The sequence below is a fragment of the Nocardia rosealba genome, assembly GCF_020216065.1.
Taxonomy (GTDB): domain Bacteria; phylum Actinomycetota; class Actinomycetes; order Mycobacteriales; family Mycobacteriaceae; genus Nocardia; species Nocardia rosealba.
The window spans coordinates 71,824-85,347 of record NZ_JAIWNA010000005.1 but is presented as its reverse complement, the minus strand read 5'-3'; the positions used below and the strand labels follow the sequence as shown (position 1 = coordinate 85,347).

Below are 13,524 nucleotides of genomic sequence, written 5' to 3'. Positions count from 1 at the left end.
TCTCAGTCGCGTACTCGAAGCACGACCTTGCCGAAAGTTTCGGGTGCGTCGAGCAATTCGTGGGCACTGCCCGCTTCGGTGATGGGCAGTTCCGCCGAGATCACCGGAAAGATCTCGCCCGCCGCCACATCCGGCCACAACTGCGTGCGCACCGCGGCGATCACCTCGGCCTTGCTGCCCTCGCCCGCCCGTGGTCGGGCGCGCAGGTTCGTGGCGTGCACCGAACCCCATTTGCGCAGCAGCCCACCGATATTCAGCGACCCGGTATTGCCGCCTTGTAGCCCGATCACCACCAACCGGCCGTGCGGGGCGAGCGCCTCCACATTGCGTTCGAGGTAGGCGGCGCCCATGTTGTCGAGAATGATGTCGGCGCCACCGGCGTCGGCGAGTTCGGTCACGAAATCCTGGGTGCGGTAGTTGACGAGGATTTCGGCGCCGAGGCCCGCGCATTTGGCCAGCTTCTCGTCCGACCCGGCCGTCACCGCCACCCGCGCGCCCCGCCTGCGCGCCACCTGGATGGCGTGCGTACCGATCCCACCCCCACCCCCGTGGATCAGCACCAGCTGCCCCGAGCGCATCCCCGCGGTCATCACCAGGTTCGACCACACCGTCGCCGCCACCTCGGGCAAGCCCGCGGCGGCAGCCAGGTCCATCTCCTCGGGCACCGGCAACAGCTGGGTGGTCGGCACCGCCGCCAGCTCGGCGTACCCGCCGCCCGCGAGCAGCGCACACACCCGATCACCGACCTGCCAATCCGTGACCCCCGGGCCGAGCTCGACGATGGTTCCGGAGCACTCGAGACCGGGCACGGAACTGGCGTCCGGCGGCGGAGGATAGAAGCCGCGCCGCTGCATCACATCGGCCCGGTTCACCCCTGCGGCAACAACTTCGACCAACACCTCGCCCGGGCCGGGTTCTGGGTCGACCGTCACGGTCCACTCCATCACCTCGGGCCCGCCGAACCCGTCCAGCTCGATAGCACGCATGCTCGACCGCCTCTCCGCGTCTTTTGGCCAGACTAAGTGCGTGGTGCTGTGTGTTGGCGTCTTGCGGATGGTCTTGGGCGAGTCAGCCCGTGCCCGGGGAGTTACCCATGTTCGTGCGAGATCTGTTGTCGCGGTCGCGTCCGCTAGTATTTCTGCTCAGGGAGACGTGGCAGAGCGGCCGAATGCACTCGCCTTGAAAGCGAGCATGGGTAACACCATCGGGGGTTCAAATCCCTCCGTCTCCGCCACTGCTGGGCTTTTCGCCCGGTACCGGGTTGTTTCGAGGGGGCGTTCTCGCAGTAACCACGCCTCCGTGCAGGTCTTCCCCGGTCATACCACCGAGGTGCACTACTCCGCGCCCGCGCAGATCTATCTGAAGGGTGCGCTGGGCGCGGAACGTCAGGCCACGCCCGGAGTGGCACTCAGTTACGTGGCGTTGGCGTTCTGTGTGCTCCTGATCGTGGCCTGGATCGCCCTGGCGATCTGACGCCGGACGCGCCTGAGCCCCGGTGCGATACCGGGGCTCAGGCCAGCATTTACGTCACGGCTTGTTCCGACGGCGATCGTCGTCGAAGCCTTCGGTTTCCACACGCTCCTTGCGGACGGTGTCGGAGACGGTCTGTTCGTCGGCGACCTCGTCCACCTCGAGACGGACGCGTTCCACCGGGACCGCTTCCTTCTGGACGTGCACCTGGTCGGCGTGCAGCGTCACCTCGCGCTCGTCGTCACCGATATCGGTGCGACCGGTGCGCTCGCCGGTGATGGGCTCACGGACGATATGCGCCTCTTCGTGGGTGGTCGGGACCTTGATGGTCTGCTCCTCGGTCACCACGTACTTACGCAGCCGTGCGGTGCCGACCTCCTCGCTTTCGGTGTCGACGCGCAGCTGCTCCTCCGAACGGATCATCGAATCGTCGGTGGTGCCACGATTCATGGCCGCCGGATTGCCGTGGGTCATCGGCTCGTCGGTTCCGGGGCGAATCTGCTGACGCCCGTAGGTGTTCCAGCCGGCCGAGCGCGGGTCCACGTGGTAGTGACGGAACAGTTCCTGCTCGGACTGGGCGCTGATGCGGCCGCCGTCGTCGAGATGCGGGGCGGACTTCACCTGCTCCTTGTCGACGTGCAGACGCAACGTGTCCTCGTCGGCCTTGTGTTCGGCGCCCGCCAGCGGCACCAGCGAGTCGGCGCTGAACAGGCCGGTCGAGACCGCGGCCCAGGTCGGGGAGCCCGTGTTGTTGTCGATGTAGATCTGCTTGACCTTGCCGATCTTCTCGCCCCGCTCGTCATAGGCGGTGGCGCCGATCAGCGAATCCAATGTTGCCTTGCTCATTTTTCATCCCTCCTACCGGGAGCGGAGGCCGTCGATCCCGATCCGGGTGACGGTCCGCGTGGGTTGTGGGTGACCAGTCGGGACGCAGTGATCGGGTTGACCAGATCAGCTACGTGGCGGCAAATACCCGGGGCCCAGGGGGCCAAACAACCCGAGGTGAGGGCGGGGATATGGAATCGGGCCCGCGAAGGACGCGACGTAATCGGTCAGCCGTCCATCTTTGGGCCCGAAACAGCAAGTGGCGCAGGGTTCAGCTGAACCGCGCCGCATTCTCCGGTGCGGTGGCGAAGGCGAGGAAACGCTCGTTCTCGTGCGGGTCACCGATGGTCACACGCACGCCGTCACCGGCGAAGGGGCGAACCAGCACACCCGCAGCAGCGCTCGCCTCGGCGAATTCCAGGCTGCGCGCACCGAGCGGCAGCCAGACGAAATTCGCCTCGCTTGGCGGCACCTCGTACCCGGCGGCCAGCAGCGCCTCGCGCACCTGCGCCCGCTGGGTGATGAGCACGTCGGTGCGGTCGAGCAGCTCGCCGTGCGCCTCCAACGACGCGATCGCGGCCGCCTGCGCCACCCGGTTCACGCTGAACGGGATGTGCACCTTCAGCAGTGCGGCGATCACCTCCGGATCGCCCACGGCGTAACCCACGCGCAACCCGGCCAGGCCGTACGCCTTCGAGAACGTCCGGAGCACAACGACATTGGGTCGCGTGCGGCCGATCTCGATACCGTCGGTCTCCGGCAGCCGCAGATACTCGAAATACGCCTCGTCGAGCACCACCAGCACGTGTGGGGGCACCCGATCGAGGAAACGCTCCAGCTCGGCGCGTGGGTGCGCCGTGCCCGTCGGGTTGTTCGGGTTGCAGACGAAGATCAGCTTGGTTCGTTCCGTGATCGCGTCGGCCATCGCGTCCAGGTCGTGGCGATGATCGGCGGTCAGCGGCACCGGCACCGCGGTGGCATTGCCCACCTGGGTGACGATCGGATACGCCTCGAAAGAGCGCCACGCGAACACCACCTCGTCGGTGGTGGCATCGCAGGTGATCTGCACGAGTTCCTGACACAGCGCCACGCTGCCGCAGCCCACTGCCACGTCGGCAACGCTCACACCGAGGAATTCGGCCAGCGCCGTCCGCAACTCGGTGACCTGGTTGTCGGGGTAACGGTTGGCCTGCTCGGCCGCCGCCGCGATCGCCTTCGCCGCGCTCGGCAGCGGGCCGAACGTCGTCTCGTTCGAGGCCAGTTTCACCGCGTCCGGGTGGGTGCGGCCGGGAACGTAGGCGGGAATGGTGGCCAGGTCGGGCCGGATACGCGCTGTCACCGCTCCACCCTACCCAAGACCAGTTCTGCCGCCTACGCTGGGAATATGCCGGGCACTTACAACGATGTCGCCCCACTGCGGCCGGTCGAGTCCGCCGGTGAGCCGGGTGGCGCCGAAACCAGCGCGCGCACCTCGGTGCCGATCACGGTCGTCGAGCCGGAACGAACGGCGCGAGGCGGCATCGTCGTCCTGCACGAATCGCGGGAGTTCCCGCCCCAGCTCGTCGAGCTCATGCGCTCGCTGGCGCTGGAAGGCTGGTTCGTCGTCGCCCCGCACCTGTTCGACCGTCTCCCGGACGACAACATCCACGAGGTGTTCGGCGACGAGCTGTTCGTCGACTTCGACGCGGGCTTCGACTGGCTCACCCGCCGCGGGGTCTTCCCCGACACCATCGGCGTACTCGGTTTCGACTCCGCGGGCACGGCCGCCTTCCTCGTGGCCACCAACCGACCCATCGGCGCGGCCGTGAGCGTGGCCGCCGCCGGCATCGTCGACCCGCTCCCCGACCAGCGCACCTCGCTGGTGGAGGTTGCCCCCAGCCTGCAAGCCCCCTGGCTCGGCCTGTTCGGCGCCGACGATCCCGCCACCCCACCCGAGGCCGTCGACCAGCTCCGCGACGCCACCGCTCGCGCGAATGTGGCCAGTCTCACCATCACCTACCCCGGCCTGCGCCACCGCGCCGACCGCCCCGACCCCGACGACGACGCGGCCACCGCCATCCGCATCGATTCCCAGACCCGCATCTTCGACTGGTTCGACAGCAATTTACGCTAGTTGACCAGGCGTTTTGGACTCCTACGACTGCTCGTGTAATCTTCATTCCCGGCGGTTCGACAAGGACCGGTGCCCTCGAAAGAGAAGGCTCCAGGAGGCGTGCCAGAGCGGCCGAATGGGACTCACTGCTAATGAGTTGTCCCTTCACGGGGACCGGAGGTTCAAATCCTCTCGCCTCCGCCATACCGGTTCGCCGGTACAACTGAAGACCATGCGCCCGTAGCTCAACGGATAGAGCACTTGACTACGGATCAAGAGGTTAGGGGTTCGAATCCCTTCGGGCGCACAACAATCCGCCTCCTATCGGTACTCCCGATAGGAGGCGGATTTTTTTTGTGTGCTTACTTCCAGGCGGGGAGTGGGGGGAGGGGGCCGGTGAGGTCGGTGCCGGGGGTGCGGCCGAGGAGCCAGGCCAGGAGGGAGGTGGCGGGGCCCAGGACGGTGTGGTGGGGGCGGTCGGGGCCGATGGTGGCGATGAAGTCGGTGTCGGTGGCCTGGATGTCGAAGGTCGGAGTGGCTTCGGGGTGGACCTTGGCCGACAGGTCGGCGACGGTTTCGGGGAGCAGGCGGGCGACGAATTCCTTCGGCCAGTCGGCGGGGGAGTAGCCGACGCCGAGGTCGACGTGGTGGATCTCGGTTTCGCGCAGACGCATCCACGGAACGATGTCGGCGGTGAGGGTGCCGCCCTGGCGGTTGCGGACCTCGGCCGCCCAGTCGGCGGCGGACATGGTGGTGGCCAAGGCCTGCCAGCGATGGGCCGACGCGGCGAAGTCGGCCCGCTGCACGTTGGGTGCGCGGCCCGCACCGGTTTCGATGTCGGCGTCGCGCACCGCCACGCTCGGATACTGCGGGATCTCGATGCCGGTGTGCGCCCACAGCAGCAGGTTCAGCAAGCTGTCCGCATTGCGGGACAAGTGGGCGACGACATGGCCGCGGGTCCAGCCGGGCAGCTGGGACGGCTCGGCCAGAGCCGATTCGCCGAGCGCGCCGATCGAGGCTTCGAGACGCGCGGTGGAGGCGGAGACCTGAGCCAACAGGTCGGTGGGCGTTGCCATTTCGCTGGTCACGAGATCAAGGGTAGTAGTTCGGCGCGCGCGGCACCGGCGTTCACGACGCCCTCGACCCCGCCTGTGGATAGCTCGAAACCTGTGGATAACTGTGCACTTTTCGCCGTCGACGCCCAGGGTGCGAAGTGCCCGTGATGCGACGATCAGCCGGCGACGATCGCATCGGCTTCGATCTCCACCAGCAGCCCCGACGCGATCAACGCGGTGACCTCGTACATCGACGCCGCGGGCCGGATATCGCCGAATACCTCGGCGTGCGCGGCCGCGACCTCCGGCCAACGGGAGATATCAGTGACGAACATCCTGGTCCGCACCACATCGCGCACACTCGCGCCCGCCTGGTCGAGTGCGGTGGCGATCCGCGCGAGGATCTCGCGGGTCTGGGCGCCGATATCGTCGCCACCCACCGCGCCCCCACCGGGCAGCGCCGCCGTCGTGCCGCTGACCAGCACATGGTCGCCCACCCGCACGGCACGCGAATACCCGACGACATCCTCGAAGTCGGAGGCAGAGGAAATGTTGAGCCGTGTTGTTGTCATGGTGGCCAGAATGGGCCACCGGTTGCGGGAGGACAATTCATTTCCCGGTCGTCTGCTGGTCGGTTGCGCGCGGTACGCAAGGCGGATGAACGCACGACCAGCACTTCGTCTCTTCCCGCTCACGGCCGCGCTGTGTGCCGCGGCCGTCACGGCGGCATGCACAATGCCGGGCTCCGATCCCGACTTCACCACCGCGAAAGACCAGGCGCTGGTGATCTCGCTGGACGAACTCGTGGCGAGCGTGGGCGGGGACGCGGTGCTCGGCGTGAGCATGGAGCCCGAGCACGGCAACCTCACCCGCAAGACCGACGGGTCCTACGTGTACACACCGAGCGCCGGTTACACCGGGCTCGACCAGTTCACCGTGACCACCAGCGACGCGGTCCGGCTGTACACCACCGACATCCCGGTGCTCGGCGAATTCGGCGGCACCACGGTGCAGGGCAGCGGTTTCGGGTCGGCGTGGACACCGGTGCCGGGCACCACCGACGAGTTCTACGGCCTCACCGACCGTGGCCCCAATGTCGACGGTCCGGGAAAGAACGAGAAGCTCTCGCCCACACCGACGTTCGTTCCGAAGATCGGCAAGTTCAAGCTGGTCGGCAGCAAGGCCGTGCTGCAGTCGAGCATCGAGCTGCGCAACCGGGCGGGCGTCCCGTTCAACGGACAGGTCGACTCGGCGGCAAGTACCGGCGAGACGATCAAGGATCTGGCAGGCACCGTGCTGCCGGCCACCGACCACGGCCTCGACCCGGAAGGACTTGTCGCCCTTGCCGACGGCACGTTCTGGGTATCGGACGAGTACGGACCGTTCCTGGTGCACTTCGCCGCCGACGGCACCGAGATCGAACGGCTCGCACCCGGCAGCGGGCTGCCGAAGGAGATCGCGCTGCGCAGCCCCAACCAGGGCATGGAAGGGCTCACCGTCACCCCGGACGGCAGCACGCTGGTCGGCATGGTGCAGAGCGCGCTGAAGACGCCCGGCCTCGACGGCTCGGCCAAGGAAGTTCCGTTCGCGCGGATCGTCACCGTCGATCTGAAAACCAAGGCGCAGAAGGAATTCCTGTACCCGCTGGAGAACCCGAAGCAGAACAAGGTCGCCGTTTCCGAGATCACGGCGCTGAGCGCGACGACCTTCCTGGTCGCCGAACGTGACGGGAACCTGGCGCCCGAGGCGAACAAGAAGATCTGGACGATCGACATCGCCGGCGCCACCGACGTCGGTCCCCACTCCACCCTCGCGGGCGCTCGGTACGACGCCGAGCAGGGCGGCCTGCTGGTCGACGGCAAGCCGATCGAAACCCTGATCGGCACCGTCCCGACCACCGATGCGATTGCCGCACTGCAGAAATCGGGCATCACACCGGTGGAGAAGAAGAGCAACCTCGACCTGGCGGCCCTGGTCACCGCACTCGACGACAAGGGCAGGTTCTTCGGCCACGACAAGATCGAGGGCATCGCCTCGCTCGACGGCGGCAAGACCGTCTACATCGCCAATGACAGCGACTTCGGTCTCGCCGCGAGCACCGGCGAGCACCCGCCGTTCGGGTTGAAGCCCAAGACGCTGGCCAACGGATTACAGGACACCGGTGAGGTGCTGGTGGTCGACACGACGAAGCTGCCCGCGAAGGTGGGAGGTCATACGGTGAAGATCACCGTGAAGTAGGCGGGGCGAACGGGGTGTGTGACCGGGTCACATGCGGTTTCATCACAGGGCGCACAGGTTGTTGTCAGGTTGGGCGGGCAAGCTGGGCGATGTCACCAACCGGAAGGTCTCAGATGAGCTACGTGATCGCACTGGCCGGCTTCGCCACGATGCTGGCGATGGTGGTATCCGGCTACGCCGCCGCCAACGCACCCCGTTCCCTGGTCCGCGTCCGCGCCGACCGCTCGCCCCGCCGCCGCTGACCAAGCGCGCCCGGTCACCGGGCATTCTCGGACGAGGGCCGAACCCCGGTCAGCCAGTTCCGCGAACCAACGCGACGATCTGCTGGGCGACGACCCGCGGGTCCTCGTGTTCCCACACCCGAACCACCTGCCAGCCCGCCTCGGTCAACGCGGCATCGGTGGCGCGATCGCGTGCCACATTGCCCGCCAGTTTCTGCGCCCACCACTCGGCATTGTTCTTCGGATCGGTCGCGTGTTCGGGACACCGATGCCAGAAGCAGCCGTCGACATACACGGCGACGCGACGGCGTGGGAACACCACATCGGCGCGCCGGCGCTGGCCCTTGATCGGTGCCCGGTCGACGAAATAGCGCAGGCCCGCGCGGTGCAGCTCGCGTCGTAAGGCGAGTTCGGGAGCGGTGTCGGCACGGCGTTGGCGTGACATCCGCGCGCTGGTCGCCGCGTCGGTGACGGGTGCCGACCGCGGCGCATCGTCTCCGTGGTCCCGCCTCCCGGTCATGCCGCCCAGCCACCCATGCGATCGAGATGGTCGCGCACGTCGTCGAGGAATCCGGGTGGAAAACGCAAGTTGCCCATGGACGTTCGTCGCAGAAACCCGGCCGTGGCCCGCGGGGAGAGCAGTCGCGGTTCGGTGAGGAAGTTCTTCAGATCCTCGTAGGGCTCGTGGACCGGCCACGTCGACAGCGGCACCTGATGCACCACGCCCGCATGCCCCCACGCCGCACTCGGCCACGGTGCGCCCGGCCGCAGCGGCGCACCGACGGTGAGCGGCTCCAGCGGCGCGGCCAGCCGCTCACCCACCCAGTTCGCCATCCGCACACTCACCGCGTTGCCGACCAGCTTCCACCGATGCCCCTGCCGCACACCCGGTACGTCGAGCGCGGGCGCGGTCCACTCGGCATCGAAACCCTGTAATCGTTCCCCATCGATGATGCCGGGGGTGACGATCTCGCCCGCCGGAAGCCGCACCGCGGGCGGGCTGGCGATGCCGAGCCCGGAACCGCCCTTCAAGGTCGGCACCGCGTTCACCGCCCAGCCGAGGCCGCGCACGCCCTCGGTCCAGTAGAAGCCGCACGGGTCGCGGTCGGGGTCGCCGTAGTCGCGCGGGCCCGCGTCGTCACCGAACAGCACCTGGCGCGGGTCCTCGGTGCGGGAGGCGAGCATCAGCACGCGCTGGCGCCGTTGCGGCAACCCGAACGCGCGACCGTCGACCACCCGGTAGGCCCAGGTGTACCCGAGTTCCTCCAGGGCGGTGGTGATGTGCCGCATCGCCGCACCACGACCCAGCTGGAGCATGAACGGCACGTTCTCGATCAGCAGCCAGCGCGGCCCACGCTGCCGCCGGACCAGCCGGAACACCTCGTCGACCAGCCCGGAACGGCGACCGGTGATACCCGCGGTGCGCCCGGCCTGCGAGAGGTCCTGGCACGGGAACCCCGCCGCGACCAGTTCGGTGCGCGCGGGCAGCGAACGCAGCCGGGTGATGTCGGCGTGCAGTGGTGTTTCGGGAAAACGCGCGGCGAGCACGCCCTGCGCACCCGGATCGATCTCACACAGCAACTCGGTGGACCATCCGTGTCTGCCGAGGCCGAGTTCGAGCCCGCCGATCCCGGCGAACAACCCGACCATCCGCGTCAACAGTCCTCCTGTGCTTGTCGGAACGCGCAAACACCCACTTCTCGCGCCTGCGGCATTGTATCGGGCCGCTGAACAGCGGCAGAGGGCGTAGCAGCCGGGGCTGCGCACACCTGTGGATGCTTTCGTCCGGCAGAAAATTCGGTGGCCGGGAACGGGGGTCCGGTGCGACTCTGGAAGGGCCTACTTGTCGGACCCCGATGCGAACATCGTCTGGGAGTCCGTTCCGGTAACCAACCCATCCAACCGGACCCGAGGGGGAGTCTTTGTCTGTCACATCAGAACTGGCGGTCACCGAATCGGAGGCCGACAGTTCGGGGCAGCCCACACAGCGAGCACGCGGGGGTATGCGCTCGCTGCGCCGGTTCCTGCCCTACCTGAAGCCGTACCGGGTTCCGCTGATCCTGGCGAACCTGCTGGCCATCATGATGGCCGCGACCGCCGTGGTGACACCGCTGGTCATCGCCCGCATCATCGACGGACCGATCGCGCGCCGCGATTTCGCGGGTCTGCTCGTGCCCGTCGCGTTCGTGTTCCTGCTCGGCGCACTCGAATCGTTCGGCATGTGGGGCAGGCGCTGGTTGGTGTCCAAACCGGCGACGACATTCGAAATCACCATGCGGGCAAAGCTGTTCGCGAAGCTGCAGGCGTTGTCGATCGGCCGTCACGACGGGTGGCAGTCCGGTCAGCTGCTCTCGCGTGCGGTCGACGACATGTCGGCGCTGCGCCGGTTCGTCGCGTTCGCCGGGCCGTTCCTCATCGTCAACTCGGTGATCGCGCCCGTCGGGCTCGTCGCCTTGTTCGTGCTGAATTGGCAAGTGGGGCTGATCTTCACGGTGACCTGCCTGCCGCTCACCGTGTACTGCGCACGTTTCGTCCGCCGGTTCGAAGTGGCCTCGCGCCGCTCCCAAGACCAGGCGGGGGACCTGGCGACCATCGCCCAGGAATCCGCGCAGGGCGTGCGTGTGCTCAAGGCGCTCGGCCGTGGCCAGTTCTTCGGTGCCCGCTTCACCGCGCTGTCGCGTGAACTGCAACGCACCGAGCTGACGAAGGTGCATCTGGACGCCACGCTGTGGTCGGCGCTGGTCGCCCTGCCGACCATCGCGATCGCGCTGTCGCTCGGTGTCGGCGGATACGCGGTGGCGCAGGGCTCCATGACCATCGGCACCCTGGTCGCCGCCGTCACGCTGGAAACGTTCCTGCAGTGGCCGGTGATCTGGCTCGGCTTCCTGCTGTCGGAGCTGTTCGAGGCGCGTACCGCCGCCGACCGGTACTGGGAGATCATCGACACCCCGCTCGACATCGCCGACCCGCCGGACCCGGTCGCCCTACCCGTGCCGGTGCGCGGCGAACTGGTGATCGAGGGCGTCCGGTTCGGTTACCCGCGTGCCGACGGTGGTCCGGAAAACGCTGTGCTGGAAGATGTCTCGCTGCGGATCAGGCCGGGCGAGACGGTCGCGCTCGTCGGCGCGACCGGTAGCGGCAAAACCGCACTGCTGGAGCTGATCCCACGCCTCTACGACGTGAACGCCGGCCGCATCACCATCGACGGCGTCGATATCGCCACGCTGCGACTGGCCGACCTGCGCCGGGTGGTGACGGTGGCCTTCGAGGAGCCGGTGCTGTTCTCGGCGAGCGTGCGCGAGAACGTGGCACTCGGCGACCCGAGCGCCACCGACGACGACGTGCGCCGCGCGCTCGACATCGCCCAGGCCACCGACTTCGTCGACGCGCTGCCCTGGGGTCTCGACACCAGGATCGGCGAGCAAGGCATGAGCCTGTCCGGCGGGCAGCGGCAACGGCTCGCGCTGGCCAGGGCGGTGCTCACCGGTGCGGCGGATGCCGCCGAGGGCCGGATCATGGTGCTCGACGACCCGCTCTCCGCGCTGGACGTGGAAACCGAGGAGCGCGTGCAGGATCGGCTGCGCGCGGTGCTCTCCGGTGCGACGACCCTGCTGGTGGCGCACCGCCCGTCCACCGCCGCACTGGCCGACCGGGTGGCGCTGCTCGCCGACGGACACATCGTCGCCGAGGGCACCCACGACAAGCTGCTTCGCACCAGCCGCCACTACCGCGAACTGATGGGCGGTGCCTGATGACCACCGAAACAGTTGAACCACAACAGGATCAGGCGGCCGACTGGCGCGGTATCGCCAAGGAGGACGATGCCGTCACCGGCACCGGAAACGTGGTGCTCGCCGGCCGTTCCCGCAGGCTGCTGCTCGATCTGGTCCGGCCCTACCGCAAGCTGGCCGTCCTCACCTTCGTCCTGATCGTGCTGGACAACGCGGCGAAGGTGTCGGTGCCGTTGTTCATCGCCTACGGGCTCGACCACGGGATCGCGCAAGGGCGCCAAGGGAACTGGACGCCGTTGATCGCGACCGTCGCCGGGTTCGTCGCGGTGACGGTGCTGTCGGGTCTCACCACCTTCGCCTTCCTGCGTGCGGCCGGAACGCTGAGCCAGCGGGTGCTGTTCGACCTGCGGGTGCGCACCTTCGCGCACACCCAGCGGTTGAGTGTGTCGTTTCACGAGAAGTACACCTCGGGCAAGGTCGTCACCAGGCTCACCAGTGATATCGAGGCGCTGCAGGACCTCCTCGAGGGCGCGCTGAACCAGGCGGCGAGCGCGCTGCTCTCGGTGGTGACCATCGCCGTCCTGCTCGTCTGGCTCGACCCGATGCTCGCGGCCATCGTGCTGCTCGGGTTCGTGCCGCTGGTGTTCGTCACCCGGTGGGCGCAGCGGCGTCAGCGGGCTGGTTACCGGCGGACCCGTGGCGCCATCGCCAGGGTGATCGTGCAGTTCGTCGAATCGATGAGCGGCATGCGGGCGGTGCAGGCGTTCCGGCGCGAACACCGCAACCAGGAAGTACTCGGCGTCGAGGACGCGGCGTACCAGAAGGCGACGACCACCGCGATGCGCGGCGTCGGCGACTACGTCGGCCTGTCGAACTTCATCGGCAAGGTGACAACCGTTGTCGTGCTGCTCGTCGGGTCCTGGCAGGTGATGGAGGGCAACCTGGCCATCGGTGTGCTCGCGGCCTACCTGCTCTACCTCGACCAGTTCTTCGGCCCGCTGGACGAGCTGGCCCAGGTGTTCAACTCCTACCAGTCGGCCGCGGCGGCACTGGAGAAGATCTCCGGTGTGCTCGAGGAGGAACCGGCGGTCGCGGAACCGGTCGAAGCAGTGACGGTCGATCACCCCACCGGTGCGGTGCGGATGGACAAGGTGTGGTTCGGCTACGACGCAGCCTCGCCGGTGCTGCCCGAATTCGACCTCGACATCCCGGCCGGGCAGATCGTCGCACTGGTCGGTGCCACCGGGGCAGGCAAGTCGACGCTGGCCAAGCTGCTCACCCGGTTCTACGACCCGTCCGGCGGCACCATCACTCTCGACGGTGTCGACCTGCGCGAACTGGCCGACACCGAGCTGCGCAGGCACGTCGTGATGATCACGCAGGAGGCGTACCTGTTCTCCGGCACGATCGCCGACAACATCCGGCTCGGCAGGCCGTCGGCCACCGATGCCGAGGTGCGGGCGGCGGCCCGCGCCGTCGGGCTCGACCAGTTCGTCGGGTCGCTGCCGGACGGATACGACACCGACGTGCGAACCAGGGGTGGGCGATTATCGGCCGGTCAGCGTCAGCTCGTCGCCTTCGCCAGGGTGTTCCTCGCCGATCCGGTGGTGATCGTGCTCGACGAGGCCACGTCGAGTCTCGACATCCCCGGTGAGCGCCTGGTGCAGCGCGCGCTGGAGACGCTGCTGCGGGACCGGACGGCCGTCATCATCGCGCATCGGCTGTCCACGGTCGCCATTGCCGACCGGGTGCTGGTGCTCGACGGCGGCCGTGTGGTGGAGGACGGCGCACCGGCCGAGCTGATCGCAGGCCAGGGCCGCTTCGCCGGACTGCACGCCGCCTGGCGGGATTCGCTGGTGTGATGCGCTCGTGTTGTACAGCGCCGGGGCCGG

General features: G+C 68.1%; 13 protein-coding genes and 3 tRNA genes. 9 read left to right on the top strand and 7 right to left on the bottom strand.

Features of this window, described 5'->3' with window-relative positions; genetic code table 11:
• Nucleotides 1-2: 2 nt before the first annotated feature.
• Nucleotides 3-986: an NAD(P)H-quinone oxidoreductase gene (locus tag LDL21_RS19480; protein ID WP_225281248.1), complete on the bottom strand. Its 984-nt coding sequence runs from the start codon at nucleotides 984-986 to the stop codon at nucleotides 3-5.
• Nucleotides 987-1,146: 160 nt separating this feature from the next.
• Here LDL21_RS19480 and LDL21_RS19475 point away from each other — a divergent pair.
• A tRNA-Ser gene (locus tag LDL21_RS19475) sits at nucleotides 1,147-1,234 on the top strand.
• A gap of 65 nt (nucleotides 1,235-1,299) precedes the next feature.
• Nucleotides 1,300-1,473 carry a hypothetical protein gene (locus LDL21_RS19470; RefSeq protein ID WP_225281247.1) on the top strand — a complete coding sequence of 58 codons (174 nt, stop codon included), beginning with the start codon at nucleotides 1,300-1,302 and terminating at the stop codon, nucleotides 1,471-1,473.
• 54 nt (nucleotides 1,474-1,527) lie between these two features.
• Here the strand turns inward: LDL21_RS19470 and LDL21_RS19465 are convergent, their stop codons facing one another.
• Nucleotides 1,528-2,316 (bottom strand): DUF2382 domain-containing protein, encoded by a 789-nt coding sequence (locus tag LDL21_RS19465; protein ID WP_181700742.1) that lies wholly within the window; start codon nucleotides 2,314-2,316, stop codon nucleotides 1,528-1,530.
• Nucleotides 2,317-2,566: 250 nt separating this feature from the next.
• Entirely contained in the window at nucleotides 2,567-3,634 is a 1,068-nt protein-coding gene (gene hisC / locus LDL21_RS19460) for a histidinol-phosphate transaminase (RefSeq protein WP_225281246.1), read from the bottom strand.
• A 45-nt stretch (nucleotides 3,635-3,679) separates the two neighbouring features.
• On the opposite strand from hisC, the gene LDL21_RS19455 reads away from it, so the two are divergent.
• From LDL21_RS19455 to LDL21_RS19445, 3 genes are all read left to right on the top strand, one after another.
• On the top strand, nucleotides 3,680-4,408 hold the full coding sequence (locus LDL21_RS19455) for a dienelactone hydrolase family protein (protein WP_181700738.1): 729 nt from the start codon (nucleotides 3,680-3,682) through the stop codon (nucleotides 4,406-4,408).
• A 93-nt stretch (nucleotides 4,409-4,501) separates the two neighbouring features.
• Nucleotides 4,502-4,591, top strand: a tRNA-Ser gene (locus LDL21_RS19450).
• Between the two features lie 30 nt (nucleotides 4,592-4,621).
• Nucleotides 4,622-4,694: transfer RNA gene (locus tag LDL21_RS19445), tRNA-Arg, on the top strand.
• Nucleotides 4,695-4,749: 55 nt separating this feature from the next.
• On the opposite strand, the gene LDL21_RS19440 is transcribed toward LDL21_RS19445, so the two are convergent.
• Nucleotides 4,750-5,475, bottom strand: a complete 726-nt coding sequence (locus tag LDL21_RS19440) for a maleylpyruvate isomerase family mycothiol-dependent enzyme (RefSeq protein WP_225281245.1) — start codon at nucleotides 5,473-5,475, stop codon at nucleotides 4,750-4,752.
• 143 nt (nucleotides 5,476-5,618) lie between these two features.
• Nucleotides 5,619-6,014, bottom strand: coding sequence for a RidA family protein (locus tag LDL21_RS19435; protein WP_225281244.1), 396 nt, complete (start codon nucleotides 6,012-6,014; stop codon nucleotides 5,619-5,621).
• A gap of 85 nt (nucleotides 6,015-6,099) precedes the next feature.
• On the opposite strand from LDL21_RS19435, the gene LDL21_RS19430 reads away from it, so the two are divergent.
• Both LDL21_RS19430 and LDL21_RS29845 read left to right on the top strand, forming a co-directional pair.
• On the top strand, nucleotides 6,100-7,680 hold the full coding sequence (locus LDL21_RS19430) for an esterase-like activity of phytase family protein (protein WP_225281243.1): 1,581 nt from the start codon (nucleotides 6,100-6,102) through the stop codon (nucleotides 7,678-7,680).
• A 113-nt stretch (nucleotides 7,681-7,793) separates the two neighbouring features.
• The gene (locus LDL21_RS29845) at nucleotides 7,794-7,922 is read left to right on the top strand and encodes a hypothetical protein (RefSeq protein WP_255675217.1); all 129 of its coding nucleotides are present in this window, start codon (nucleotides 7,794-7,796) and stop codon (nucleotides 7,920-7,922) included.
• Nucleotides 7,923-7,971: 49 nt separating this feature from the next.
• On the opposite strand, the gene LDL21_RS19425 is transcribed toward LDL21_RS29845, so the two are convergent.
• The gene (locus LDL21_RS19425; RefSeq protein WP_225281242.1) at nucleotides 7,972-8,421 is read right to left on the bottom strand and encodes a very short patch repair endonuclease; all 450 of its coding nucleotides are present in this window, start codon (nucleotides 8,419-8,421) and stop codon (nucleotides 7,972-7,974) included.
• Complete coding sequence (locus LDL21_RS19420; protein ID WP_181700483.1) at nucleotides 8,418-9,551, bottom strand: DNA cytosine methyltransferase; 1,134 nt, start codon at nucleotides 9,549-9,551, stop codon at nucleotides 8,418-8,420. Before LDL21_RS19420 ends, LDL21_RS19425 begins: the two co-directional genes overlap by 4 nt.
• 272 nt (nucleotides 9,552-9,823) lie before the next feature.
• Between LDL21_RS19420 and LDL21_RS19415 the strand changes: the two genes are divergently transcribed.
• Together LDL21_RS19415 and LDL21_RS19410 are read left to right on the top strand one after the other, a co-directional pair.
• On the top strand, nucleotides 9,824-11,653 hold the full coding sequence (locus LDL21_RS19415; RefSeq protein WP_308017150.1) for an ABC transporter ATP-binding protein: 1,830 nt from the start codon (nucleotides 9,824-9,826) through the stop codon (nucleotides 11,651-11,653).
• Complete coding sequence (locus LDL21_RS19410) at nucleotides 11,653-13,494, top strand: ABC transporter ATP-binding protein (protein ID WP_225281241.1); 1,842 nt, start codon at nucleotides 11,653-11,655, stop codon at nucleotides 13,492-13,494. Before LDL21_RS19415 ends, LDL21_RS19410 begins: the two co-directional genes overlap by 1 nt.
• The last annotated feature ends 30 nt before the right edge of the window (nucleotides 13,495-13,524 follow it).

Coding starts and splice junctions, on each gene's coding strand:
- LDL21_RS19455 (WP_181700738.1), top strand. CDS start 3,680: ATGCCGGGCACTTACAACGATGTCGCCCCACTGCGGCCGGTCGAGTCC.
- LDL21_RS19480 (WP_225281248.1), bottom strand. CDS start 986: ATGCGTGCTATCGAGCTGGACGGGTTCGGCGGGCCCGAGGTGATGGAG.
- LDL21_RS29845 (WP_255675217.1), top strand. CDS start 7,794: ATGAGCTACGTGATCGCACTGGCCGGCTTCGCCACGATGCTGGCGATG.
- LDL21_RS19420 (WP_181700483.1), bottom strand. CDS start 9,551: ATGGTCGGGTTGTTCGCCGGGATCGGCGGGCTCGAACTCGGCCTCGGC.
- LDL21_RS19425 (WP_225281242.1), bottom strand. CDS start 8,421: ATGACCGGGAGGCGGGACCACGGAGACGATGCGCCGCGGTCGGCACCC.
- LDL21_RS19410 (WP_225281241.1), top strand. CDS start 11,653: ATGACCACCGAAACAGTTGAACCACAACAGGATCAGGCGGCCGACTGG.
- LDL21_RS19465 (WP_181700742.1), bottom strand. CDS start 2,316: ATGAGCAAGGCAACATTGGATTCGCTGATCGGCGCCACCGCCTATGAC.
- LDL21_RS19435 (WP_225281244.1), bottom strand. CDS start 6,014: ATGACAACAACACGGCTCAACATTTCCTCTGCCTCCGACTTCGAGGAT.
- LDL21_RS19430 (WP_225281243.1), top strand. CDS start 6,100: ATGAACGCACGACCAGCACTTCGTCTCTTCCCGCTCACGGCCGCGCTG.